The following is a 24,114-nucleotide window of genomic DNA, read 5'->3' on the forward strand; positions in this document are numbered from 1 at the left end:
ATAGACCGGATTTTTCGAGCATTACAAGCTCAGTTCCAAACTTGCGCGCCAGGTGCGGGGAGCGAGTGGGTACAAATACACATGGCCGTATTGGAAGGGGGACTCCTTCCAGGCTCGGTGATTGGCGGCGTTGTCGACGCCGACTCGCCAGATCAGCAGCTGATTGCCCACGCTTTGCTCGTAGCGCGCACCCAGATCCAAACGGGTCCAGCTCGGGATGCTGAGGCTGTTGTCGGGCAGCACGGCGCGCGCGCCCTCGTACACCAGGCCGGCTTGCAACTGCAGCCCGGGCAGGCCGACGTTCTGCCGCGCTTGCAGCTTCAGCGAGCTCTCGGCCACATTGGCTGGCTTCAGGCTGTTGAGGCTGATGTCGGCGCTGCCCTGGCGACGCGCACGCAACTTCATCGCGCTGGCGAGCAGGCCGCCTCCGCGCCACTTCAAGTCGGCTTGCGCCTCGACGCCGCGATGCCGGGCGTCGCCATCGGCAACGCGCGTGCAGCTGTTGTCGTCGTCGCATGTGCCGACGTCACGCCAGGCCGGGCGCTGGGTGTCGAAGACATTGATGCCCCAATCCACGGAGTTGCTGCCGGCCTTGAAGCCGATCTCGAACTGCTCGCTCTTCAACGCGGGCAGGGCCTGGCCGGCATTGGTGTAGCGGCTGCGGTTGGGCGTGACCTCGGACTCGACGCCTTCACCCCAACTGGCATAGACCATGTGTTGGCTGGAAAGCGCATAGCTCAGGCCCAGCCAGGGCGTGGTGAAGCTCTGGCTGTAGTGGGTGGGGCGCGAGCCATCGGTGCGCGCGCTGTCGCGCGTCAGGCGTGTGTGGCGCAGACCCAGCCAAGCCTGCCATTGGGCGCCGAGCTGGATCGTGTCGCGCAGATAAAACTCGCGGCTGCGCTCGTCGCGGTTGGTGTTCTCGTCGGTCAGGCTGGGGTCGGCGCCGACCTGGGTCTTGCCGTCTATCGTGCCCACGCCGACGAGGTTGTAGGCCTGGCGTTGAAAGCGGCTCTCGAAGCGGCTCAACAGCAGCCCTGTGCTCAGCTCATGGCGCAGACCCGCGGCAGTGAAACGGCCTGCCAGCGACAGGTCCAGCGCGTCGCTGTCGCGGCGCTCGTTGTCGCTGCGGAAGTCCCACACCGAGAAGCTGCCGTCCTCGGCATAGCGGTCGCAGGGCGCGCAGGCGTAAGTCAGCGGGTCGTACTTGCCCGATGCATAGGCCAGCCGGTCATCGGTCTTGAGCCGCTGCAGCCCCAGATGGGCATGCGCTTTCCAGTCCGCATTCAGGCGCTGTTGCAGCCGCAGCGACGCGTGGCTGTTGTCGAACACCACCGGCTGACTCCAGTCCTGGTTGTTCAGATTGATGCGTGGGTCTATGGACTTCGCATCGGGCAAGCGCTCGCCGAGCAGGCTGAAGCCAGCCTGGCTGGGCTGGCTCTGACGGTTCCATTCGAACTCGGCCTCCAGCAGGGTGTCCGGCGCGACGCGCCAGTCGCCCGCCAGCGCGAAGGCTCGGCGCTCGCCCTTGGCATCACGCAACTGCGGACGTAGCTCGGCTGCCGTGGCATTGAGCCGCAGGCCGAAGACCTGAGCCTCGCCGAAGCGTCGGCTTAGGTCGACGCCGGCCTCGACCGAGCCGCGCTCGCTGACACTCAGCAGCAGGCTGCTCAGCGGTGCGGCGGTGGGGCGCTTGACGACTAGGTTCACCAGCCCTCCGGGCGCGCTGGTGCCGGCCTGGATGCCGGAGCTGCCCTTGAGCACCTCGATGCTGCTCTTGTTGGACAGGCTCAGCGCGGTCTCGGCATTGATGGGCAGGCCGTCGCGTCGGTAGTTGAAGCGGTTGTCGAGATCGAAGCCGCGGATCTTCAGATAGGACACATAGCCCTGCGAGTTGTAGGCGTCGCCGATGCTGGCGTCCAGCGCCGTGATGCCTGCCAGCGAGCTCAGGCCGAGATCCAGTAGACGCTCGCTGCCCAGCAAGGTGGCCTGGATCGGCAGCTTGGCGATTGGCATGTCGCCGAAGCCGCCGATGCTGACGGGCGTGTCGGCCGAGCGGCCGCTGACCGAGACGGCGGGCAGGGCCTGTTGTTGGGCATGAGCCAGCGTGCTGCACAGCAGCGCGGCGGCCAAAAGGGTCAGATGTTGATGTGCCATCGGGACTGCAAGCGATGGCAGGTCGGCGTCGCGAAAGCGCGCACGTCAACAGGAGAAAGGGGCAGTGCTTGACGGTGGCTTTGGCGTGCTTCCCTGCGCGAGGATTACCTCAATCAGGTTCAAAGGGACTTTCTCAGTCGGCTCATCTGATGAACCAACACCCCTAGCGAATAGCCCCAGAGCGTTGCTTTGGAGCGTGGCCGTATTGTAGCGGCGTCGCGTTTTCAGTCGAACACGGGGGATTCGACCCCGAGCACCTTGTGCAGCTTCGGGCTGGTGGTCGTGTACTGCAGATGGATTCGCTTGTCGGGGAACACATAGGGCGCGGCGCCGAAGGCTGCCAGCGCGGCCTCGTGAAAGCCCGACAGGATCAGCTTCTTCTTGCCCGGATAGGTGTTGACATCGCCGACCGCGAAGATGCCCGCAACGCTGGTCTCGAACTTCTCGGTGTCGACGACGATCTGCTTGCGCTCCAGCGCCAGGCCCCATTCGGCGATCGGGCCGAGCTTGGGGCTCAGACCGAAGAAGGTCAGCACCTGGTCGCAGGGCACGATGCGCGTGACGCCATCGGCCCCGGTGACCCGGGCACCGGTCAGCGCTCCGCCTTCTTCAACCAGGCCGCTCACCTGGCCGACGAGGAACTGCATCTCCTGGGCCTCGCACAGCGCGCGCATCTTAGCCACGCTGGCCGGCGCGGCTTTGAAGCCGTCGCGGCGATGCACGAGGATCACGCTCTCGGCCTTGTGCGGGTTGCCGTCGGCATTGCCGGCGCAAAAATTCAGTGCCCAGTCCAGCGCCGAATCACCGCCGCCTACGACCAGCAGATTCTTGCCGGCAAACTGCTCCGGCCCGCGCACGCGGTAGTGCAGCTGCGAGCCCTCGAAGGCCTCGGCGCCCTCGACCTTCAGTGTGCGGGGCTGGAAACTGCCAACGCCGCCGGCGATGAAGAGGGTTTTGGTTAGGAACTGCGTCCCCTTGGCAGTCGCGACGAAGAAGCGACCGTCCTCCTGCTTCTGTACCACCGTGACCTCCTGGCCCAGATGGAAGGTCGCACCGAAAGGCTCGATTTGCTTGAGCAGGCTGTCCGTCAGCTCCTTGCCGGTGCACACCGGCACGGCCGGAATGTCATAGATGGGCTTGTCGGGGTAAAGCTCGATGCACTGGCCGCCCGGATAGGCCAGCGAGTCGACGATGTGTGCCTTGATCTCCAGCAGGCCTAGCTCGAAGACCTGGAACAGGCCCACCGGGCCAGCACCGACGATGACGGCATCGGTTTCGATCACGGGCAGCGCTGTAGTCACGGCGGCGTGAGGGTGCAGGGGCTCAGCGAATCAGCTCGGACAGCTTGTCCGTGCGATCCTTCCAGTCATCGGCATCAGGCAGTGCCGGCTTGCGCTTGGTGATACTGGGCCAGCTCTTGGCCAGATCGGCGTTGATCTTGATCATGTGCTGCTGATTGCCCGGTACATCTTCCTCCGGCAAGATGGCATTGACCGGGCACTCCGGGATGCACACGGCGCAGTCGATGCACTCATCGGGGTCGATGGTCAGGAAGTTCGGGCCTTCGCGGAAGCAATCGACGGGGCAGACATCCACGCAATCGGTGTATTTGCAGCGGATGCAGGCTTCGGTAACGACGTGTGTCATGGGAAAACTCGGGTTTTTTAGGGCCAGGTGCCGGTCGGACCTGGACGGCCCGGCGGTGGCAGGAGGCTGATTTTAATCACTGAGGGTCTTGGCCCGGCTTTGTTGCCGCTCAAGCTCAGGGGCTTTGGGTACGGTTTTCACCACCACCCGGGCGCCGGCGCCCACGGTGACGACGGTCGGCCGGCCGTTGTGCAGCAAGGCGGCGGCCGCAAGACCTGACACTGGGTGCTCGCTGGCCAGCGCGTCGGCGCAGCCGGCACGTGAGACGACGCTGCATGGCGTGTCCACCGGCCAGCCGGCCTCGACCAGCTTGCGCGACAGCGCGGCGAGCTGGCGCCCGGCCATATAGAAGACCTCGGTATCGGCCGACCGGAGTGCGCGCAGAGCGCCCTCCTGCGTCATCGCGGTCGTCAGGCTGACGCTGCGGCCCTGACCGCGACGGGTCAGCGGGCGCTGGGTATGGGCGGCGGCGGCCAGCGCGGCGGTGACGCCGGGCACGACTTCGCAGGCGATGCCAGCCTGGCCAAGGGCCAGCAGCTCCTCTTCGAGCCGCCCGAAGATGCTGGCATCGCCGCCTTTGAGCCGCACGACCACGGCATGGCTGAGCGCCTGCTTGACGAGCAGCGCATTGATCGCCGTCTGCGCTGTGCTGTTGGTGAATCCGCGCTTGCCGACGTCCAGCCAGCGGGCTTGGGGTGCAAGTTCGCGCAGCGTCGGGTCGGTCAAGGCGTCGAACAGCACGACATCGGCGGCTGCGAGCGCACGTGCGCCGCGCAGCGTGATGAGATCTGCCGCGCCTGGGCCGGCGCTGACGAAGATGACCTTGCCGGCAGCCATGATCAGCGCACCAGCAGCGCGCCGCTGGTGCGGTTGCTCGTCGGGTCGACCACGATCAGCGCGCCGCCGACGCGGTTGTTGGCATAGGGCTCGACCGGCAGGGCCTGCTGCACCTCGATGCGCACATGGCCGATCTCGTTGACCGCCAGCTCATGGGCTTGGGTCTCGGCCAGACTGTTGACGTCGAGCTTGTGCTCGATCGCGCTGATGCGGGCCTGAACCCAGCGGTTGCCGTGCCGCACCCAGTACTTGCGGCCGATCTGCGCGGGCTCGGTGTCCAGCCAGGCCAAGGTCGCCTCGAAGCTCTGCACCGGGGTGGCTGAACCCGGCGTGACGATCCAGTCGCCGCGGCTGACGTCGAGTTGGCGGTCCAGCACGACGCCGGCCGACTCGCCGGCCACGCTGTGGGCCACGGTCTCGCCGGCTCGGCGCACTTCGGCGACGACCGCCGTCTCACCGCTGGGCAGAATCTGCACCGTGTCGCCGGCCTTGACCTGGCCATGGGCGATGCGGCCCCACAACGTGCGCGGCTGGTTGCCGGTGCCTTCACCCTCACGCGCCACGTACTGCACCGGGATCAGGAGCTGACCCTCGACCTTCTCCTGCACGGCCGGCAGGCCTTCGAGCACCTGCAAGAGCGAGGGGCCGTCGTACCAGGCTGCGTCCAGTGGCTGGGTCACGTTGTCGCCGCGCAGCGCGGAGACCGGTACGATGGCCGTGACTTCGATCCCAGCCTGGGCGGCGAAGGCGTGCAAGGCCTTGCTGACAGTGGCGAACGCGGCGCCCGGATCTTCGGCCGCATCGATCTTGTTGATAGCGAACACGATGCTCGGCACGCGCAGCAAATGGGCCAGCAGGCTGTGGCGACGGGTCTGCGGCAGCAGCTGCACCTCGGCCTGGCTGACATCGAGCTTGGTGATGTCAACCAGCACGACGGCAGCGTCTGAGCCGGCTGCGGCGGTGACCATATTGCGGGTGTATTGCTCATGGCCGGGCGCGTCGGCAATGATGAACTTGCGCGTCCTGGTCGCAAAGTAGCGATAGGCCACATCAATTGTGATGCCCTGTTCGCGCTCGGCTTCCAGGCCGTCGGTCAGCAAGCTCAGATCGATGGGGGCACCGGCGGCGCGCTTTTGCAGCGTGTCGAGCTGGTCGGCCAGGATGGCACGACTGTCGAACAGCAGGCGGCCGATCAAAGTGCTCTTGCCGTCATCGACGCTGCCAGCGGTCAGGAAGCGCAGCGCGCGGTGATGGGTGTCCACATCCTGTTCGTGGACCAGCGGATTCAAAACGGCGCTCATGATCAGAAATACCCTTCCTTCTTGCGGCGCTCCATCGAGGCCTCGGATGTGCGGTCGTCCATGCGGGTCGCACCGCGCTCGCTGACCGTGACGGTCAGCGTCTCGGCAACGATGTCGGTGGCGCTGGCCGCGTCGCTCTCGACCGGGCAGGTGCAGGTCATGTCGCCGACGGTGCGAAACCGCACGGTCGCGGTCTCGACCTGCTCGCCGGCGTCGGGCGGCGTGACCTCGGTCAGTGGTACCAAGAGGCCTTTGCGGCGTATCACCTGGCGCTGGTGCGCGTAGTACAGGCCCGGCAGCGGGATGTTCTCGCGCGCCAGGTAGAGCCACACATCGAGCTCGGTCCAGTTGCTGATCGGAAAGGCGCGGAAGTGCTCGCCGGGGCGGATGCGCGTGTTGAACAGGCTCCACAGCTCGGGGCGCTGCTCCTTTGGCTGCCACTGGCCGAAGCTGTCGCGGTGGCTGAAGATGCGCTCCTTGGCGCGCGCCTTTTCCTCGTCGCGGCGGGCGCCGCCGATCAGAACATCGAAGCGATGCTCCTCGATGGCTTCCAGTAGGGTCACGGTCTGGTGGCCATTGCGCGACTCCAGCGGATGGGCCAGGCGGACCGTGCCCTTTTTGATCGACTCGTCCATGTGCGCGACGATCAGGCGTTCGCCCATCTCGCGAGCGCGGCGGTCGCGGAACTCGATCACTTCGGGGAAATTGTGGCCGGTGTCCACATGGACCAGCGGGAAGGGCAGCTTGCCCTTGAACTCGTTGCCCGCCACACGTTGCTTGAAGGCCTTCTCGGCCAGTCGCAGCACGACGCAGGAGTCCTTGCCGCCGGAGAACAGCAGGGCTGGACGCTCGAAGGCAGCCGCCACCTCGCGCAGGATGAAGATGGCTTCTTCTTCCAGATGGTCGAGATGGCGCTGGTCCACCGTGGCGGCCAGCTGTTGCAGATTGATCGGGGCATTCATGCCTGGGCTCCTGACTTCAGTTCTTCATTGCTGTGGGCCTTGTGCAAGCCGCACTCTTTGGCGTTCTCATCCTCCCACCACCAGCGACCCGAGCGGAAGTCCTCCCCTACCGAGATTGCGCGGGTGCAGGGCGCGCAGCCGATGCTGGGCATGAACTGGTCATGCAGGGCGTTGAAGGGCACATCGCGGGTGGCGATGTAATGCCAAACATCTGCCCAGCTCCATTCGGCCAGCACATTGAGCTTGGTCCGGCCCTGGCCATCTGGCTCGGCGAACGGCACCTCGGCGCGGTTGCTGCTCTGCTCGCGGCGCAGACCTGTTATCCAGGCCGTTCGGCCGGCCAACATGCGACCCAGTGGCTCCAGCTTGCGGATGCCGCAGCAGGTCTTGCGCAGAGCCAGGCTCTCGTACATCGCGCGTTCGCCGTTGCTGTTGACAAAATGGATCACCGCCTCGTGCACCGGACTGAAGATCTCGACCTTTAGTGCATAGCGGTCCTCGATAGCAGGGATCAACGCCAGGGTCTCGTCATGAAGCTGGCCAGTGTTCAAGGTGGCGATGCAGATCGGCAGCGCATGGCGGGCGATCAGGTCAGTGATCACCATGTCTTCGGCGCCCAGGCTGGTCGACTGGATCAGGCCGTCGCCATGGTCGGCATGGGCCTGCTTCAGTATCGCCACCGTCCTGGCCAGGCGGTCCTCAAAGCCAGCCGTCTGGCGGGCATACAGGGCGATGGCCGAGGCGCTGGCCGCAGGGGACAGAGAGGAGATTTCACCGCTCATGGTCAGCCCCGGGCGAAGGCCGGCTTGGTGAAGCTGACGTCGCCCTGGTAGTGGGCCGGGAAGAAGCTCAGCGCCCGTTTGGCCGCCTCGACGCTCTCGCCGGCGCGCAGCTGTACCGCGTCGAAGCCTGTACGGGCCAGCAGCGGCAGCATGTCGACCAGCACCTCGCCAGTGGCGCGAACTTCGCCGGCGTAGCGGTAGCGCGAGCGCAGCAGATGGGCTTGGCTGTAGGCGCGGCCGTCCACCCACTTCGGGAACTTCAGCACGATCATCGCTAGACGGGGCAGGTCGCCGGCCAGGTCTTCGATCGCATAGTCATTGGGCACTTCGACGGCGGTCGCCAGGCCGGCCGGCCAGTGATCGCGCACGGCATGCCATTGCTCGAGGGTCAAAAGCAGATTGGAAGCCGGATCAGGATCGGGCTTGGGGCCGTCCTCGCCGACGACTCGGTGCCATGGCTCGTGGGGATGATGGTCAACAAACTTCATGGTCATCGTTCTCAGTGAGCGGCTGCGGTCAGGGTGCCGGTCGTCGTGCGCACGGCGTTGGCAGGGGCCTTGAATGGCTCGATGCCGACACGGCGCACCGTGTCGATGAAGCGCTCGCCGGCCTGGCGCTGCGCGCGGTAGGTCTGCACGACGGATTCGATCACATCGGGCACCTCGTCAGCCGCGAAGGAGGGCCCGATGACCTTGCCCACTTGGGCGCTGCCGGAGATGGTCGAGCCGTCGGAGCCGGCCAGCGTGATCTGGTACCACTCGCTGCCGTCCTTGTCGACGCCCAGGATGCCGATATGGCCGCTGTGGTGGTGGCCGCAGCTATTGATGCAGCCACTGATGTGCAGGTCGATGTCGCCGATATCGTAGAGCTCATCCAGATCCTGGAAACGCTCAGTGATGGCCTCGGCCACCGGGATGGAACGGGCATTGGCCAGTGCGCAGAAGTCGCCGCCGGGGCAGGCGATCATGTCGCTCAGCAGTCCGATATTGGGCGTCGCGAAGCCGTTGGCCTTGGCCGCCTCGAACAGCGCCGGCAGATCGCTCTCGCGCACCCAGGGCAGCAGCAGGTTCTGGTCATGGGTGACGCGCAACTCGCCGTGGCTGAACTGGTCGGCCAGATCGGCGGCGGCCTCCATCTGCGAATCAGTGGCGTCACCCGGTGGGATGCCCAGGCGCTTGAGCGACAGGGTGACGCCACGGTAGCCGCTGAGTTTGTGCGCATGGACATTGCGCTCCAGCCAGCGCTGATAGGCGCTCTTGGCCGGCACATCCTGGAAGATGTCGATGGCGGGCACGCTGGTGACGCCGGCCGGTATGACGAAGCTGGCCGCGACGCGGTCCAGCTCTGCCTGCGGAATGATGTGCTCTCGCCCACCCTCGTCCAGCGCCAGGATCCCCTGGAACTCCTTGTTGACCGCATCGAAAAAGGCCTGGCCCTCGGCTTTCACCAATATCTTGATGCGGGCCTTGTACATATTGTCACGACGGCCGTAGCGGTTGTAGACCCGCACGATAGCTTCGATATAGACGAGGATCTGCTGCCAGGGCAGGAACTCGTTGACAACTTGGCCGATGATAGGGGTGCGGCCCATGCCGCCGCCGACCAGTACCTGGAAGCCGACCTCGCCGGCCTCGTTCTTTCTCAGCTGCAGGCCGATGTCGTGCCAAGCGATCGCGGCGCGATCTTCAAGGGCACCCGAGATGGCGATCTTGAACTTGCGGGGCAGGAAGGCGAACTCGGGGTGCAGGGTGCTCCACTGGCGCAGCACTTCGGCATAGGGACGCGGGTCGACGATCTCGTCGGCCGCGACGCCAGCCATACCGTCGCTGGTAATGTTGCGGATGCAGTTGCCGCTGGTCTGGATGCCGTGCATGTCCACATCGGCCAACAGGTCCATCACATCGGCCGACTGGACCAGTGGGATCCAGTTGTACTGCAGGTTCTGGCGCGTCGTGAAATGGCCGTAGCCGCGGTCATGCGTGCGCGCGATGTGGGCCAGCTGGCGCAGCTGCTTGGCGGACAGCACGCCATAGGGCACGGCCACGCGCAGCATCGGCGCATGGCGCTGCACATACCAGCCGTTTTGCAGGCGCAGCGGGCGGAACTCGTCGTCGGACAGGCTGCCGGCCAGGTTGCGTTCCAGTTGGTCGCGGAACTGCGCGGCGCGGGCGCGGACGAACTGTCGGTCGAAGTCGGTGTAGGCGTACATAGATCAGTCTTAGTGGATCACTTTCCAGCCGGCCATCAATAGCGAGCCGCACAAGAGCGTGCGCACGACGCCGTCGGGCAAGCGGCGGGTCAGCTGGGCGCCCAGCCAGATACCGGGCACCGAGCCTATCAACAGCGGCACCAGCAGCGCCCAGTTGACATGACCCAGGGTGGCGTGGCCGATGCCGGCCACAAGGGTGAGAGGGACGGCGTGCGCGATATCGCTGCCGACGATGTAGCGCGCCTCCAGGCGCGGGTAGATCAGCAGGATCAGGGTAGCGCCGATGGCGCCGGCGCCAATCGAGGACAGCGAGACCAGCACGCCCAGGATCACGCCCGAGAGCACGGTCAGCGCCGGCTTGCGCGACTCGGGGATGACGCGCTCCAGCCGCAGGCCCAGAGCCTGCCAGGACTTCTTGAAGGCCACGACCACGGCGGTCAGTAGCAGCGCGATTCCCAGCGAGAACGTCAGCGCCTCCGCCCAGCCTTTGGTGATGCCGGTGGTGTGCATCAGGGCCACGGTGGCGACGGAGGCGGGGATCGAACCTGCCAGCAGCAGCGCGGTGATGCCCCATTTGACGTGGCCGTGGCGGGCATGGGCGACCGAACCGCTCACCTTGGTCAGCCCAGCAAACCACAGATCGGTGCCGATGGCCACCGCCGGGTTCAGCTTGAAGACCGATAGCAGCAGCGGCGTCATCAGCGAGCCACCGCCGACGCCGGTGATCCCGACGATGACGCCGACGCCAAAACCGCTCGCAATTGCTATCCAGTCGAACAAATCCACCCCTCCCGTCAGGTCGGGCCCGTCGCTGTTGGCGGACCTAGGAGACGGACTCTATGGAAGCTTTATATATATGAGAACTACAAATTCGTAGATTGCTTATTCATTAAACTGCATATGAGCCGAGATGGAAAGCCGGATCAGGGCCTGCACCTGCTCGTCAATGCGTGGCGGCACTGGCGCGCGGCCGTCGAACACGGCCCGGATCAGCGCGGCATTGGCGGTCGCCTCGCAGTCCGGCGACAACGGCCAGTCGAGGTCCGTCGTGTCAGCCGGGTGTAGATCGAAGCGCCGTCCCTCGGCAAAGCCGTAGAGCTGGGCGCGCCGGCGCAGATGGGCATAGGCCTCGCCCTCGCTGGCGCGCATCAGCAGGGCTCGGCCATCTCCAAGGCTCAGCGGCAGAAGGGCGTGTCCCATGCTGTCCAGATACTCGGGGTGGGTCACGGCCACCACCCGCACGCTGCGGCCCGGAGCGGCATCCAGCAGCTTGGCCACGCTGTGGCCGCTGTTTCGCAGGCCCAGGCGCGGACGCAGCGCCATCAGCGCGTCGAGTCCGGGGTTCAGCGCTGCCAGCGGTAGGCAGGCCAGGCGGCGCTCGCTCAGCTGGGTGTTGGCCTCGGTGAGGGTGTCGGCCGATGGCAGGCCCAGCGCGTCAAGCAGCGCGAACGGGCTCTCGCGGCTGTCGAAATCATGCCGGCCGAAGATCAGCACCGGCACACCCTGGCGCGCCAGCAGCAGGGCCACCAAAGGCATCAGATTGGCCTGCTTGCGTGCGCCGTTGAAGGTCGGCAGCAGTACGCAGCGCGGCCCGGCCGGCACTTCGACACTGGCGGTGCGTGCCTGCATCGCCCGCACGAAGCCGGCCAGCTCGGCCTGGCTTTCGCCCTTGATACGCAGTGCGATCAGGATGGCGCCGAGTTCCATCTCGGGCACCTGGCCGTCGAGGATGGCGCCGAACAGCGTCTCGGCCTGGGCCTCGTCGAGGTCGCGCGCTCCGCGTGCTCCGCGGCCGATTTCCTTGATGATGGGGGCGAAGCTTAGGGGCAATGACATGGCGGAAGTTTAGTGGGCCGTGCAGAATGCGCGCGATCTGAGGAGAGGGCGATGCGGAGATTGAGGGCTGCCATGAGCGTTCTGCTGCTGATGGGCACATCGGCGGTGCAGGCACAGCACCAGACCTTGGGCCTGGACCCCGCCGAGCCGAGCCTGCCGGTTTTCCACGATCGGCTGCGCCGGCAACTGAGCTTCGACCTGGGCTGGACGGCGGCGGCAGCCGCCGATCCCGGTGTCTGGCGCGCGGCCGGCTTGGCCAAGGCCCGCGAGCTGATGTTGCCGCCGCAGCAAGACCCGACCCCGTTCGCACCGGCCGTGATCGATGAGATCGATCGCGGCAGCTATGTTGCCCGCAAGATCGAGTTCAATGTGACGGCCGAGAGCCGCGTGCTGGGGCTGCTGCTGGTACCGAAGGGGGCAGGGCCGTTCCCGGCGGCGCTGCTACTGCATGATCACGGCGCACGTTTCGACATCGGGAAGGAAAAATTGATTCGGCCCTGGGGCCAACCGGACCGGGAAGCGGCGGCGCGGGACTGGGTCGACAAGTATTTCTCGGGACGCTTTCTTGGCGACGAACTGGCGCGGCGCGGCCACACCGTGCTTGCGGTCGACGCGCTCGGCTGGGGCGACCGTTCGGCGCCGGGCTTTGCCCGTGACAGCCAGCAGGCGCTGGCCTCGAACTTGCTCAACCTGGGCACCTCGTTCGCGGGCCTGATTGCCCACGAAGACTTGCGTGCCGCGCAGTTCCTGGCCGGCCGGCCCGAGGTTGACCGTCGACGTGTCGCGGCGATCGGCTTTTCGATGGGGGCGTTCCGGGCCTGGCAGGTCGCGGCGCTGTCGGACGACATCAGCGCCGGCATCGCTGTCAACTGGATGGCGACCCTGCAAGGACTGATGGTGCCCGGCGGCAATCAGTTGAAGGGCCAGTCCAGCTTCGCGATGCTGCACCCCTTCGTCGCCCGCCATCTGGACTACCCCGACATCGCCGCGCTGGCCGCACCGAAACCGATGCTGTTCTATGCGGGAGCGCAGGATGGCTTGTTCCCGCTGGCCTCGGCGCAAGAGGCTTTTGCCAAGCTGCGCCAGGTCTGGGCCGCCCATGGTGCTGGCTATCGGCTGCACACCAGCGTCTGGCCCTTGGGGCATGTGTTCAGTGCAGCGCAGCAGCAGGCTGCATTCGACTGGCTCGATGCCTCCTATGATGGCCGCTCCGCAACCCCCTGAATCCACGCGCCATGTCCGCCCTGATCTACGAATCCTCCGTCCCCGTCTTCAAGCAAATGCTGGGCGGCTTGGCCGATGTCCTTGCCAAGGCCGAGGCCCATGCCGCGGCACGCACCATCGAGCCCGCAGCCCTGCTGCAGGCGCGCCTGTTTCCCGATATGTTCGCGCTGACCCGCCAGGTGCAGATCGCCTGCGACTTTGCCGCTGGTGTCTGCGCGCGCCTGGCCGGCGTCGAGGTGCCCAGCTACGAGGCCAGTGAGCAGAGCTTTGCCGAGCTGCAGGCTCGCATTGCCAAGACCCTGGACTTCATCGGCGGCGTGTCGCCCGGTTTGTTCGCAGAGGCGGCCAGCCGCGAGATCGTGCTGCGTCCGGGTACGCCCAAGGAGCGCCGCTTCGCCGGCCAGCACTATCTGCTGCACTACGGCCTGCCGCAGTTCTTCTTCCATGTCACGACGGCCTACGACATCCTGCGCCACAACGGTGTCGAGGTCGGCAAGAAGGACTATATGGGCGCGTACTGAAGCGCGTCCTTACACTGAACACACCCATCACAAAACAAGGAGCGCCCCATGGCCAAAGGTCAGCAAAAGAGCAATAAGGAAAGCAAGAAACCGAAGAAAGATAGCTCGCCGCCCAAGCCGATTTCGGCCGGCGCGGTGATGCCCAGCATCACCACCGTGGTGCCCGATCGCAGCAAGAAAAAGAAGTAAGCCGCGAGACTTGTGGCGCGCAGGCCGCGGCCTGCAAGAACTTGCAGCTTGACCGCTGCTGGCGGCTTCGGCCTGATCGGGCGCAGGAGGAGTTCATGAAGCTTTTGTCCCTGCAGCCGCGCTCGATCTATTTGACCCTGTCGATCATCATGATCGGCATGGTGCTGCTGCTTTACGCGGCCTTGGCCAGTTATCAGCTGCGCGCCGGCGAACAGCGCATGTTGGCATTTGCGGCCGACACCTCGGCACGGGTCGGCCGCGAGACGCTGGCCGTCATCGACGGCGAGCTGCGGCCCGCCCGCACCACGGCCGCCCTGCTGGCCCGCAGCGGCCTGCTGTCGGCGCCCGACCATTCGGGCCGCCTGGCTCAGCTGCCGCTGCTGGCGGCGGCGCTGCAGCAGAATCCCTCGCTGTCCGCCGTCTACGGCGGCACCCCCAATGGCTCTTTCGTGCTGCTGCGCCGCATCGCCGGCGCGGAGCTGCACGCGCTGCTGCGTGCGCCCGAGCAGGCCGCGTTTGTGCTGCAGTCAGTCAATCGCGACGGCGCCACCGCCCAGGGCACCTATCTCTTCTACGACGCAGGGCTGGTTCTGCTGGAGCGGCGCGAGCAGGCCGACTACGACTTCGACCCGCGCCGGCGGCCCTGGTTCGCGCAGGCGCAGAACCCGGACCGCGCCGTGCAGCAGACGCTGCCCTATCTGTTCTTCACGACCCGCGAGGTCGGGCTGACGCTGGCCAGCGGCGGCGGCTTTGGTGGCGCCAGCGTCCGAGCGGTGGCCGGTGTCGATGTCAGCCTGGCTTCCCTGTCGGCGATGCTGGCGCGCCAGCAGATCACCCCGTCGGCCGAGCTGATGGTGGTCGACGCCCAAGGTTCGGTGCTGGCCTACCCGCGGCCGGAGCGACTTAGCGTGCGATCCCAGGACGGCTCGCCCAAGCTGCTGCAGGTCGAGCAACTGGGCGTGCCGGTGCTGACGGCCTTGTGGCAGCGCCTGCATGGCGGCGGCGCCTGGGCCGGCGGGCTGCTGGAGCTTGACGGGCGCGAGTGGGTGACCCGCATCGAGGCGCTGGAGCAGGGTGCCGGTGCGCCGCTGACCTTGTTGATCGCGGCACCGCGAGATGAACTGCAGGCCGACGCGATCCAGGCCCGGCGCCTGTCGGTGCTGATCACCGCCGGCATCGTACTGCTGATGCTGCCGCTGGTGCACTGGTCCGCCAATCTGGTGGCCAAGCCGCTGCAGCAACTGGCCCGGGAAGCGGAGGCGATCCGGCGCTTCGACTTCAGCGGCCCCGACCCGGGGCGCAGCCGCATCCGCGAGGTCGACCGACTGGCCATCGCGATGACCGGCATGAAGCAGGCGCTGCGGCGCTTCTTGGAGATTTCCAGCGCGCTGTCGGCCGAGCGCAATTTTGATCGCCTTCTCGAGCGCATCCTGACCGAGACGATCTCGGTGGCCGAGGCCACCGGAGGCGCGGTGCACCTGCTGAGCGCCGATGGCCTGCGCCTGGAGCCGGCCGCTGCGCGAGTGTTCGATTCGCCCGGTGACAGCGCAGCACTGATGCCGTGGGCGCTCGACGATGCCGCCAGCCCTTCTGCCGCCGTGCAAGCGGTGCGGCAGGGCCGCACGGTGTTTGTCGACATCAGCTGGGACAACCCGGCCCACATGCAGGTCTATGCGGGCCTGTTCCAGCGCCTGAACAGCTCACGCTTTCGGCTGATGGCCCTGCCGTTGAAGAACCGCCAGGGCGAGACCGTTGGCGCGCTGTCGCTGAGCTTTGTGCCGGGCGAGGACCGCGACACGCTGTCTCCCTCGAGGGTGGCCTTCATAGAGGCGCTTTCGGGCACGGCCGCTGCGGCGCTGGACAACCAGCAGCTGCTGCGCGCGCGCAAGGAGCTGCTGGAGAGCTTCATCAGGCTGGTGGCGGGCGCCATCGACGCCAAGAGCCCCTACACCGGTGCGCATTGCCAGCGCGTGCCAGAGCTGACCAAGATGCTGGCCCGGGCCGCCTGCGAGGCCAGCGACGGTCCTTTCGCCGATTTCCGGCTCGACGAGGAGCAGTGGGAGGCCCTGCACATCGCCGCTTGGTTGCATGACTGTGGCAAGGTCACGACGCCGGAGTTCGTCGTCGACAAGGCCACCAAGCTGGAGACCCTGCACGATCGCATCCACGAGATCCGTACCCGCTTCGAGGTCCTCAAGCGCGATGCACAGATCGCCCTGTGCGAACGCGCGCTGACGCCCGAGCAGCTGGCCCGTGTGCGGCAAGACCTGGCTCCAGTACACGCCCTGTTGGATGCCGAGTTCGTCTTTGTCGCGGCCTGCAACGAGGGTGGCGAGTATCTGTCACCAGACAAGCAGGCCCGGCTGCGCGAGATCGGCGCGCGCAGCTGGTGGCGTACGCTGGACGACCGGCTGGGCGTCTCCAACGGCGAGCGCCAGCGCCAGTCCGCCACGCCGGCCGCCGAGCTGCCGGTGCAGGAGCGGCTGCTGGCCGACAAGCCCGAGCATGTGCTGCCCCGGCCCGCTGCCGAGCACATGCCAGAGTTGAATCGCTGGGGCTTCAAGATCAGGCAGCCCGAGCATCTGTACAACCGTGGCGAGCTCCACAATCTCAGCATTTCGCGCGGCACGCTGACCGAGGAGGAGCGGTACAAGGTCAACGAGCACATCGTGCAGAGCATACGCATGCTGGAGGCTCTGCCCTTCCCGCGCCACCTGCGGCGCGTACCCGAGATCGCCGGCGGCCACCACGAGAAGATGGACGGCAGCGGCTACCCGCGCGGACTGCGGCGCGAGCAGATGAGCATCGAGGCTCGCATGATGGCAATCGCCGATGTGTTCGAGGCGCTGACCGCCGACGACCGCCCCTATAAAAAAGGCAAGAGTCTGTCGCAGGCTTTGGACATCATGGCCAGAATGCGGCGCGAAGAGCATATCGATGCCGAACTGTTCGAGCTGTTTCTGCGGTCGGGCGTCTATCTGGACTATGCGCGGCGCTTCATGCACCCAGAGCAGATCGACGCGGTCGACCTGGCGGCCGCCCTGGCCTGAATATGCTCGCTCAGCGCTCCTGCCGCGTCACCGTGACGCGCAGCGGCGCTGCTTTCAGCAAGACCTGGCCCTCGGCGCCCAGAAAGCGCGCCTCGATCTCGTAGTCTCCTTTGGGCAAATCCAGCGTCGCTTCGGTGCGGCCGTCTCCGAGCGCCAGACGCTGCACCGCGCTGCCGCCGCGCAGCACGGTCAGCGCGAAGTGCCCGGTATTGGCGATCTTCTGTCCGGCCGGCGCAACGCCAGGCCCGATCACGCCCAGACTCAGCACAAAGGGGCTGGCGACCGGCTCCTGATCGCGCAGGTTTTTGATGTACACCGCAGGTGTGCTCGGGCGCGGCGCGCTGATCTGGTCCTGATACCAGGCGGCGCATGTCTCCTCGAAACGCTTCGGGTCGATGCTCAACGGCGCGGCCGTGCGGGCGCCGCTGACCTCCACCGTGATCTCACGGCTGTACACGAAGTAGGGCTTGTGCTCATGGTCGGCGAACAGCAGGCGCAGCCGGTGCTTGCCCGCAGGCAGGCCGACTTCGGCGCCGGTCTGGCCCTTGCCGAAATGCTTGTGCGTGTCGGAGAAAGGGATGGCGGCCTGGTGGTCGCGCGGCAGCGGCGTGTTAATCAGTAGATGATGGTGGCCGGCTCGTTCGTTCTTGTTGCCGGCGGGGATCACACCCAAGCCGCGGATGCCGAAATCGACCCAGAAGGGCGAACGCAGCACATACCCGTCGCGCAAATTGCTGAAACGCACGGCCACCGGCTCGCGCAGATCGACCGCCGTGCGCTCGGCCGTGTAGGACAGCCAGCAGCGCTTGGCCAGTGCGTCGGCAGGCAAGGCCTGACCCCAGGCGGCATGGGTCAGCGTGCAGGCCAGGGCAGTGATGGCCAGGCGTTGAAGGACGGGACGTTGCGACATGCCGGCAGACGTGGTTTCGATGACACTTATTGTGGCTTAGCCTTGGGCCTGCCTGCCTCCTACACTTGGTCTACTGTGCGCGTGCCCTGATCTCTACGCCGCCTCGGTGCCGGTGCTGGCCCGCTATCTGGGCTGCGCGCAGGATTGGCTGGACAAGGCGGCAGCGCAGCTGGATGCCACAGCGGCAGCGAGGCCTTGCTGCTGCAGACCCGGCTGGCGCCCGACATGTTCACTGTGGCCCAGCAGACCCACACGGCCGCCGGCTTCGCCCAGCGTACCTGCGCGCCGCTGGCCGAGGTCGAGATGCCGGCTCTGGGGCGGGGCGATGCGGTAAGCCTGGCCGAGCTGCAGGCACGCCTGGCGCGCGCGCTGAATGTTGTCGAGAGTCTGAATGCTGAGGCGATGCGTGCCTCAGCCGGTCGGCGCCTGCGGACCCAAGCCGGCAAGGCCTGGTTGGAGCTGGAGTCGGCGGACTTCCTGCGGCTCTACGCTTTGCCGAACTTCTTCCATCTGGGCATGGCCTATGCGCTGTTGCGCCAGGCCGGTGTGCCGCTGGGCAAGTCGGACTTCGACGGCTGGCATCGCTATCCGGAAGGCTTCAGCTTCTAGTCAGTGTTTGAGCACCAGTGTGACGAGCAGGCAGCAGTCCTGCTCCGCCACCAGCGCGTGGGGCTCGCCCGCACTCAGCACGATCAGCTGGCCGGCCGTCAGCGGCGTCGTGATGCCGGGCGTGCGCAGTTGCACTCGCCCGGCTAGGCACTGGATGCTGATCTCGCCGGCCACTTTGTGTTCGGGTAACTGCTGGCCGGCGTGCAGCACCACATGCATCAGCTGCAACTGCTGGGTCTTGATCAGGCTGGTGCTGGGGCTGTCAGTACGCTCGTCAGCCAGCGGCTTGAGGTCGATCAGTTGACCGTGCTTGGCGTGGGTCAGGGCCATGACCGTCTCCGGTGGACTGGATGTGGCCATTGTGATCCCTAGAATCGAGCCATGTCCTCTTTTCATCGCCGCAGTCTGCTTCTGTCTGCCCTGGCCCTGGCCGGCTGCTCGACCTTTCAGTCTCCCCCGCTGGCCACGCCTGCGCCCGTCGACTCGACCCCGCCCGGCCCCAGACCGCCGCCCAGGCCGCCCCGTATTGGTCTGGCGCTGGGCGGCGGTGCGGCGCGCGGCTTTGCACATATCGGGGTGATCCAGGTGCTGGAAGAAGCCGGCATCAAGGTCGATCTGGTGGCCGGCACCTCGGCTGGCTCGCTGGTGGCCGCGCTCTACGCTTCGGGTATGAATGGCAAGCAGATGGCGGCGCTGGCCGAGGCGATGGACGAGGGTGCGATCACCGACTGGGCCTTTCCCGGTCGCGGCCTGATACGTGGCGAGGCGCTGGCGCGCTTCATGCGCGAGAAGACCGGCAACAGGACGATCGAGCAAATGGTGATGCCGCTGGGCATCGTCGCCACCGATCTCGCCGATGGCTCGGGCGTGCTGTTCCGCAGCGGCGATACGGGCACGGCGGTGCGCGCCTCCAGCGCGGTGCCGGCGCTGTTCCAGCCGGTCAAGATCGGCGGGCGCGAGTATGTGGACGGGGGGCTGGTGGCGCCGGTGCCGGTGCGCTACGCGCGCCAGATGGGCGCGGACCTGGTGATCGCGGTGGACATCAGCTCGCCTCCTGACGACAGGCCGCTTGGCGATGCTATGCGCATGCTGCTGCAGACCTTTGCCATCATGAGCCGCAGCATCAACAGCTATGAGCTGCGCGAGGCCGATCTGGTGCTGCAGCCCCGGCTGCTGGGCATAGGCAGCGCCGACTTCACCGCGCGCCGGCGTGCCATCCAGGTCGGGCGCGAGGCAGCGCAGGTCCTGCTGCCGCAGCTACGCCAGCGCATCGAGTCCAAGACTCGGTGAGTGACCCGGCTCAGCGCAAGCCTAGCTCGCGCCTGAATTCGGCCTGCATACGCTGGTAGCTGCCGTTGCGGCGAAGCTCCTGCAAGCCCTGGCCGAACTGCCGCGCCAGTTGCTCGCCCTGCGGATGGGCTTTCGAAAAGGCGATCCAGAAGCCGTCCAGCGAGATGCGGCCGACGCGCTTGACCTTGCCGTCCAGCTCCGGGCTGGTGCGGATGCGCAGCAGCCCGGGCATGGTGTTGAGCAGGATGTAGTCGACCCGTCTGCTGAGCAGCATGCGCAGCAGCAATTGGTCCGAGGTGGCGGCCTGTCGCTTGATCAGAGGGTCGCGCATGAACTCGGTCGGATAGGTGTAGCCATTGGTGTAGCCGACGCTGGCGCCGCGCAGATCGGTCAGACCCAGCTCGGCGGCCGGGACATCGGCGCGGGCGAAGATGGCCAGTTCCTCCTCAAACATGGCCGGCTCGTGCCAAAAGTAGAGCGAGCGGTTTTCTGCCGTGATGGTGGCGTTGAAGCAGCCGGCAGCCTGGCCTTCGCTGGCGTAGCGCATGCAACGGGCGAAGGGCACGGCCTGCAGGCGTACCGGGACACCCTGGGTCGCAAACGCGGCCTGCACCAGCCGCACCGCAAAGCCCTGCGGCTCGCCGTTCGCCCCCTGGGAGGCATAGGGCGGCCAGTCGTCCTCGACGGCGATCAGCGGGTCGGCGCCCAGCGCGGCGCCGCTCAACAGCCACAACAACAAACCGGAGAAGATCGGGCCAAGCCGGCTGGCGGCAATCAAAGACGGGCGCATGGTGGACCTGGGAATGGTGAGTTCTTCTTCTCCCCTGTCGACGCCTTCGATGATGCGTCAGCTCGCGCGGACTTTGGTCGCCCTTTTGTCCCCGGAATGGGTGGCGCCGCGCGCGGGTTTGCCCGGCCGGCTATGCTCGCTCCACCATGCAAATTCCGTTGTTTCCCCTGCAGTCCCTGTTGTTCCCGGACGGGCGGCTGGGCTTGCGCATCTTCGAGCCACGCTATTTGGACATGGTCAAGCGCTGCCATGAGCGGGGGGAGCCCTTTGGCGTTGTGGCCCTGATCGACGGGGGCGAGGTGCGTCAGCGAGCCAGTGGGTCGGAAGATGCCGGCTTTGTGCGAGAGCGTTTCCAACTGGTCGGCACATTGGCCCATATCGGCCTGTTCGAGCGTCCTCAGCCCGGGCTGATGCAGATCCTGTGCCGCGGCGGCCAGCGCTTTCGTCTGCACAGCAGCGAATGCCTGCCGCATGGCTTGTGGATGGGCGAAGCCGAACTGATCAACGAGGATGGCGCGGTGCAGGTGCCGGCCGATCTGAGGCCGGCGGCGCGCCTTCTTCAAGGCCTGCTGCACCGACTGGAGCTGGGCGCGGCGGCGGCCGAGCTGCCGATCCAGCCTCCTTATCTTTGGAACGACTGCGGCTGGCTGGCCAATCGCTGGTGCGAGCTGTTGCCGCTGCCGGCCGAAGAGAAGCAGCGCCTGATGCAGCTGGAGAACCCGCTGCTGCGCCTGGAACTGGTGGCCGACCAGCTGGAGGGGCTGGGTATCACGCCGGACTGACGAGAGGCTTCGCCGGACGTAAAAAAACCCGGTGCGGGCACCGGGTTTGAAGGGCACTTGGCAAGCCGCGCTTGCGATGGGTGCCGAGGAGACAACTGAAGAAATCAGGAAGCGCGCTTGGCGCTGCGGGCCGCCGTTTGCGTGGCCTTGACTGCCGAGTTGGTGACGGTCTGGAAGTTGGCTTCGGCGACGTCGGCGGCTTGCTTGGCGGCCTTCTGGACCGACTCGAAAGCGTTGCTGGCGGCGGCCACGGCCGACTTCACCAGAGCAACGGCGCTTTCGGTGCCGGCAGGGGCGTTCTTGGCGGCGCTGTCGACGACGGCGGCGAACTTCTTCTGCACGTCGGCCAACTGGGCTTCGGCCACCTTGGCGACTTCGGCGTTGGTGGCGGCAGCGATGTCATACAGATGACGGCTGTAGGAAGCGGCCTTCTCGGCGCTGGGCTGCAGCAATGTGGATTGCAGGGCCAGCAGCTCTTGAGCGTCCTTGACCGACAGTGCGGCGGTGGTGGTCTCGGCGGCTTCGCCCAGAGCAGTCTTGGCGACTTGCAAGTTCAGTTCCACCAACTTCTCAACGCCTTCAAAGGCCTTGTTGGTGAGACCGAACAGGGTCTCGACGTTGGCTTTGTGGGCGGCGAAAACTTGTTCTGCGGTCAGCATGGATAGGCTCCTAAAGACGGGTTGATGTCAGGTGGATACGAACTTGCATCCGGTGTTGCCGTGTACTTTTGCTGCACCGCAACATGAAACGAAGTATAGGGCGGCGGTGGATGATTGCAAGCGCTATTTGCTGCACCGCAGCAAAGTAGAGGGCTATTTCTAAATTCGCCTTCCGGCTCAGCATCGGGCCGGCGTATGACCGTGGCGTGACGCCCGGGCGACGCCTGGACGCCAAAACCGCTATCGTCGCTGCCGATGCAAGCCTTCCATTCCGACGCCCACAGCTTGGCCCTGCCGCCGGGCCATCGCTTCCCGCAGTCAAAGTACCGGATGCTGCGTGAGCGGCTTGAGCGCGATCCGGGCCCGCTGAGGCTGGTGAGCGCCCAGGCGGCCACCGAGGGCGAGCTGGCGCTGGTCCACACGCCGGACTACAGGGATGCGGTGCTGCTGGGCCGGCTCTCGGACGCCCAGCAGCGCGAGATCGGCTTTCCCTGGTCCCCCACAATGGCCGAGCGTTCGCGCCGCTCGGTGGGCGCAACCATCATGGCGGCTCGGGCCGCGCTGGCCGAGGGCGTGGCGGCTAATCTGGCCGGCGGCACCCACCATGCCTATGCCGACAAGGGCAGCGGCTACTGCGTGTTCAACGATGTGGCCGTCGCCGCGCGGCTGATGCAGGCCGAATGGCATGTCAGCCACCGCCAACTGCTGCGCGTGCTGGTGGTCGATTTGGATGTACACCAGGGCAATGGCACGGCGGCTATCTTCCGCGACGACGAGTCGGTATTCACCTTCTCGATGCATGGGGCGAAGAACTTCCCGTTTCGCAAAGAGGCCAGCGATCTGGATGTCGAGTTGCCCGATGGTTGCAGCGATGAGCCCTATCTGGCCGCGCTGGACCAGGCCCTGGACCAGGTCTGGCGCCGCTGTGCGCCGCAGCTGGCCTTCTATCTGGCCGGCGCCGACCCTCACGAGGGCGACCGCCTGGGCCGGCTCAAGCTGACCGAGGCAGGCCTGCGCGAGCGCGACCGTCGCGTGCTGCAGCAACTGCGCGAGCGCGGCGTTCCGGTGGCGCTGAGCATGGCGGGTGGCTATGGTCATGACCTGAACACCACGGTGGCCGTGCAGGTGAATACCCTGAGCGAGGCGGCGCACAGCTGGGCGCAGTGGCGCTGCGACAGATGAAAGAATGTGGGCCATGAGCGAGAACCGACCCCAGGCCGAGGGCCGCCAGGCCTATGCCCAGTTTGTGCGTCTGGGCACCCGCTGGATGGACAACGATATCTACGGCCATCTGAACAACGTCGTTTACTACAGCCTGTTCGACACGGCCGTCAACCAGTACTTGATCGCCGCCGGCGCGCTGGACATCCACGGCGGCGCGGTGATCGGCCTGGTGGTCGAGACCCACTGCAATTTCTTCGACTCGTTGGCCTTTCCGCAGGCGGTCGATGCTGGCCTGCGCGTGAGTCAGCGCGGTCGCTCCAGCGTACGCTACGAGATTGGCCTGTTCGCCGAGGGCGCCGAGCTCTGCGCGGCGCGTGGCCACTTTGTCCATGTCTATGTGGACCGGCAGACCCGCCGCCCTGTAACGGCGCTGCCGGCCCCTTATCTTGATGCCCTCCAAGCCTTGCAAGGATCGACCCCATGAGCCTGTTTGACAAACCCTCGCCCGAGGCCGCCGCTGCGGTCGATGCGGCCATCGAGAGCCGCCACTCGATGCGCGCCTTCCTGCCGACCCCTGTGCCGCGCGAGACCGTCGAGGACATCCTGCGGGTGGCATCGCGGGCACCGTCGGGCACCAACACTCAGCCTTGGCAGGTGCATGTGCTGACCGGCGCGGCCCGGCAGCGCCTGTCCGAGCGCATTCTGGCCATCTACGACGACCCGGAAGAGCTGGCCACCCACAGCGAGGAGTACGCCTACTATCCGCGCGAGTGGGCCTCGCCCTATATCGACCGGCGCCGCAAGGTAGGCTGGGATCTTTACGGCCTGCTGAAGATCGCCAAGGGCGACAAGGTCCGAATGCATGAGCAGCATGGCCGCAACTACAGCTTCTTCGACGCACCCGTGGCTCTGATGTTCACGATAGACCGGGTAATGCAGCAAGGCAGTTGGTTGGACTACGGCATGTTCCTGCAGAACATCATGATCGCCGCACGCGGCCGCGGTCTGCACACCTGCCCGCAGGCGGCATTCACGCAGTTCCACCGCGTCATCGCCGAGGAGCTGCGGCTCAAGCCGACCCAGATGCTGGTGTGCGGCATGTCGTTGGGCCATGCCGACCCGGCCGCCACCGAGAACAGCCTGATCACCGAGCGCGAGCCAGTGGCCGGCTTCACCCGCTTTATCGAAACTTGAGACG

General features: G+C 66.3%; 25 protein-coding genes and 1 riboswitch. Of the genes, 10 read left to right on the plus strand and 15 right to left on the minus strand.

Annotation, left to right across the window (positions count from 1 at the left end; genetic code table 11):
- Positions 1–21 precede the first annotated feature (21 nt).
- The 11 genes from OOZ63_RS03540 to ybiB all read right to left on the minus strand — a co-directional run bounded on the left by OOZ63_RS03540 (position 22) and on the right by ybiB (position 11,728).
- Positions 22–2,154 (minus strand): TonB-dependent siderophore receptor, encoded by a 2,133-nt coding sequence (locus tag OOZ63_RS03540; protein ID WP_266003943.1) that lies wholly within the window; start codon positions 2,152–2,154, stop codon positions 22–24.
- 73 nt (positions 2,155–2,227) lie between these two features.
- Positions 2,228–2,329, minus strand: a riboswitch (TPP riboswitch).
- Between the two features lie 49 nt (positions 2,330–2,378).
- Positions 2,379–3,473, minus strand: coding sequence for an NAD(P)/FAD-dependent oxidoreductase (locus tag OOZ63_RS03545; protein ID WP_416234690.1), 1,095 nt, complete (start codon positions 3,471–3,473; stop codon positions 2,379–2,381).
- Between the two features lie 4 nt (positions 3,474–3,477).
- Positions 3,478–3,801 (minus strand): ferredoxin FdxA, encoded by a 324-nt coding sequence (gene fdxA, locus OOZ63_RS03550; protein ID WP_266003945.1) that lies wholly within the window; start codon positions 3,799–3,801, stop codon positions 3,478–3,480.
- A gap of 72 nt (positions 3,802–3,873) precedes the next feature.
- Positions 3,874–4,638, minus strand: coding sequence for a uroporphyrinogen-III C-methyltransferase (gene cobA / locus OOZ63_RS03555; RefSeq protein WP_266003946.1), 765 nt, complete (start codon positions 4,636–4,638; stop codon positions 3,874–3,876).
- Positions 4,639–4,640: 2 nt separating this feature from the next.
- A complete protein-coding gene (locus OOZ63_RS03560) occupies positions 4,641–5,939 on the minus strand; it encodes a sulfate adenylyltransferase subunit 1 (protein WP_266003947.1) in 1,299 nt (432 codons plus the stop codon).
- Between the two features lie 2 nt (positions 5,940–5,941).
- Positions 5,942–6,901 (minus strand): sulfate adenylyltransferase subunit CysD, encoded by a 960-nt coding sequence (gene cysD / locus OOZ63_RS03565; protein ID WP_266003948.1) that lies wholly within the window; start codon positions 6,899–6,901, stop codon positions 5,942–5,944.
- A complete protein-coding gene (locus OOZ63_RS03570) occupies positions 6,898–7,683 on the minus strand; it encodes a phosphoadenylyl-sulfate reductase (protein WP_266003950.1) in 786 nt (261 codons plus the stop codon). Before OOZ63_RS03570 ends, cysD begins: the two co-directional genes overlap by 4 nt.
- Positions 7,684–7,685: 2 nt before the next feature.
- The gene (locus OOZ63_RS03575; RefSeq protein WP_266003952.1) at positions 7,686–8,171 is read right to left on the minus strand and encodes a DUF934 domain-containing protein; all 486 of its coding nucleotides are present in this window, start codon (positions 8,169–8,171) and stop codon (positions 7,686–7,688) included.
- An 11-nt stretch (positions 8,172–8,182) separates the two neighbouring features.
- Positions 8,183–9,892, minus strand: coding sequence for a nitrite/sulfite reductase (locus tag OOZ63_RS03580; protein WP_266003953.1), 1,710 nt, complete (start codon positions 9,890–9,892; stop codon positions 8,183–8,185).
- Positions 9,893–9,901: 9 nt separating this feature from the next.
- The gene (locus tag OOZ63_RS03585; RefSeq protein WP_266003954.1) at positions 9,902–10,672 is read right to left on the minus strand and encodes a sulfite exporter TauE/SafE family protein; all 771 of its coding nucleotides are present in this window, start codon (positions 10,670–10,672) and stop codon (positions 9,902–9,904) included.
- A 102-nt stretch (positions 10,673–10,774) separates the two neighbouring features.
- Positions 10,775–11,728: a DNA-binding protein YbiB gene (gene ybiB, locus OOZ63_RS03590; protein WP_266003955.1), complete on the minus strand. Its 954-nt coding sequence runs from the start codon at positions 11,726–11,728 to the stop codon at positions 10,775–10,777.
- Positions 11,729–11,800: 72 nt separating this feature from the next.
- On the opposite strand from ybiB, the gene OOZ63_RS03595 reads away from it, so the two are divergent.
- The 4 genes from OOZ63_RS03595 to OOZ63_RS03610 all read left to right on the plus strand — a co-directional run bounded on the left by OOZ63_RS03595 (position 11,801) and on the right by OOZ63_RS03610 (position 16,712).
- Positions 11,801–12,952 carry a dienelactone hydrolase family protein gene (locus tag OOZ63_RS03595; protein WP_266003956.1) on the plus strand — a complete coding sequence of 384 codons (1,152 nt, stop codon included), beginning with the start codon at positions 11,801–11,803 and terminating at the stop codon, positions 12,950–12,952.
- Between the two features lie 11 nt (positions 12,953–12,963).
- On the plus strand, positions 12,964–13,473 hold the full coding sequence (locus tag OOZ63_RS03600; protein ID WP_266003957.1) for a DUF1993 domain-containing protein: 510 nt from the start codon (positions 12,964–12,966) through the stop codon (positions 13,471–13,473).
- 48 nt (positions 13,474–13,521) lie between these two features.
- Positions 13,522–13,662 carry a hypothetical protein gene (locus OOZ63_RS03605; RefSeq protein ID WP_171018094.1) on the plus strand — a complete coding sequence of 47 codons (141 nt, stop codon included), beginning with the start codon at positions 13,522–13,524 and terminating at the stop codon, positions 13,660–13,662.
- 95 nt (positions 13,663–13,757) lie between these two features.
- Positions 13,758–16,712 carry an HD domain-containing phosphohydrolase gene (locus OOZ63_RS03610; RefSeq protein WP_266003958.1) on the plus strand — a complete coding sequence of 985 codons (2,955 nt, stop codon included), beginning with the start codon at positions 13,758–13,760 and terminating at the stop codon, positions 16,710–16,712.
- Between the two features lie 10 nt (positions 16,713–16,722).
- On the opposite strand, the gene OOZ63_RS03615 is transcribed toward OOZ63_RS03610, so the two are convergent.
- Positions 16,723–17,622 (minus strand): DUF4399 domain-containing protein, encoded by a 900-nt coding sequence (locus tag OOZ63_RS03615; protein WP_266003959.1) that lies wholly within the window; start codon positions 17,620–17,622, stop codon positions 16,723–16,725.
- A gap of 195 nt (positions 17,623–17,817) precedes the next feature.
- Here OOZ63_RS03615 and OOZ63_RS03620 point away from each other — a divergent pair, with 195 nt between their 5' ends.
- Complete coding sequence (locus tag OOZ63_RS03620; protein ID WP_266003960.1) at positions 17,818–18,231, plus strand: DUF1993 family protein; 414 nt, start codon at positions 17,818–17,820, stop codon at positions 18,229–18,231.
- Here the strand turns inward: OOZ63_RS03620 and OOZ63_RS03625 are convergent, their stop codons facing one another.
- The gene (locus OOZ63_RS03625) at positions 18,232–18,561 is read right to left on the minus strand and encodes a cupin domain-containing protein (RefSeq protein WP_266003961.1); all 330 of its coding nucleotides are present in this window, start codon (positions 18,559–18,561) and stop codon (positions 18,232–18,234) included.
- Positions 18,562–18,612: 51 nt separating this feature from the next.
- Here OOZ63_RS03625 and OOZ63_RS03630 point away from each other — a divergent pair, with 51 nt between their 5' ends.
- The gene (locus tag OOZ63_RS03630; RefSeq protein WP_266003962.1) at positions 18,613–19,521 is read left to right on the plus strand and encodes a patatin-like phospholipase family protein; all 909 of its coding nucleotides are present in this window, start codon (positions 18,613–18,615) and stop codon (positions 19,519–19,521) included.
- 10 nt (positions 19,522–19,531) lie between these two features.
- Here OOZ63_RS03630 and OOZ63_RS03635 read toward each other — a convergent pair whose 3' ends face one another.
- A complete protein-coding gene (locus OOZ63_RS03635) occupies positions 19,532–20,311 on the minus strand; it encodes a substrate-binding periplasmic protein (RefSeq protein WP_266003963.1) in 780 nt (259 codons plus the stop codon).
- Between the two features lie 146 nt (positions 20,312–20,457).
- Here OOZ63_RS03635 and OOZ63_RS03640 point away from each other — a divergent pair, with 146 nt between their 5' ends.
- A complete protein-coding gene (locus tag OOZ63_RS03640; RefSeq protein WP_266003964.1) occupies positions 20,458–21,093 on the plus strand; it encodes an LON peptidase substrate-binding domain-containing protein in 636 nt (211 codons plus the stop codon).
- A gap of 104 nt (positions 21,094–21,197) precedes the next feature.
- Here the strand turns inward: OOZ63_RS03640 and OOZ63_RS03645 are convergent, their stop codons facing one another.
- Entirely contained in the window at positions 21,198–21,752 is a 555-nt protein-coding gene (locus tag OOZ63_RS03645; protein WP_137944515.1) for a phasin family protein, read from the minus strand.
- Between the two features lie 255 nt (positions 21,753–22,007).
- Between OOZ63_RS03645 and OOZ63_RS03650 the strand changes: the two genes are divergently transcribed.
- From OOZ63_RS03650 to OOZ63_RS03660, 3 genes are read left to right on the plus strand one after another with little or no spacing between them, the layout of a single operon-like run.
- Positions 22,008–22,934: a histone deacetylase gene (locus OOZ63_RS03650; RefSeq protein ID WP_266003966.1), complete on the plus strand. Its 927-nt coding sequence runs from the start codon at positions 22,008–22,010 to the stop codon at positions 22,932–22,934.
- Positions 22,935–22,947: 13 nt separating this feature from the next.
- The gene (locus OOZ63_RS03655) at positions 22,948–23,400 is read left to right on the plus strand and encodes an acyl-CoA thioesterase (RefSeq protein WP_266003967.1); all 453 of its coding nucleotides are present in this window, start codon (positions 22,948–22,950) and stop codon (positions 23,398–23,400) included.
- Positions 23,397–24,110: a nitroreductase gene (locus OOZ63_RS03660; protein ID WP_266003968.1), complete on the plus strand. Its 714-nt coding sequence runs from the start codon at positions 23,397–23,399 to the stop codon at positions 24,108–24,110. Before OOZ63_RS03655 ends, OOZ63_RS03660 begins: the two co-directional genes overlap by 4 nt.
- The last annotated feature ends 4 nt before the right edge of the window (positions 24,111–24,114 follow it).

Source organism: Paucibacter sp. PLA-PC-4 (genome assembly GCF_026241155.1).
Taxonomy (GTDB): Bacteria; Pseudomonadota; Gammaproteobacteria; order Burkholderiales; family Burkholderiaceae_C; genus Roseateles_E.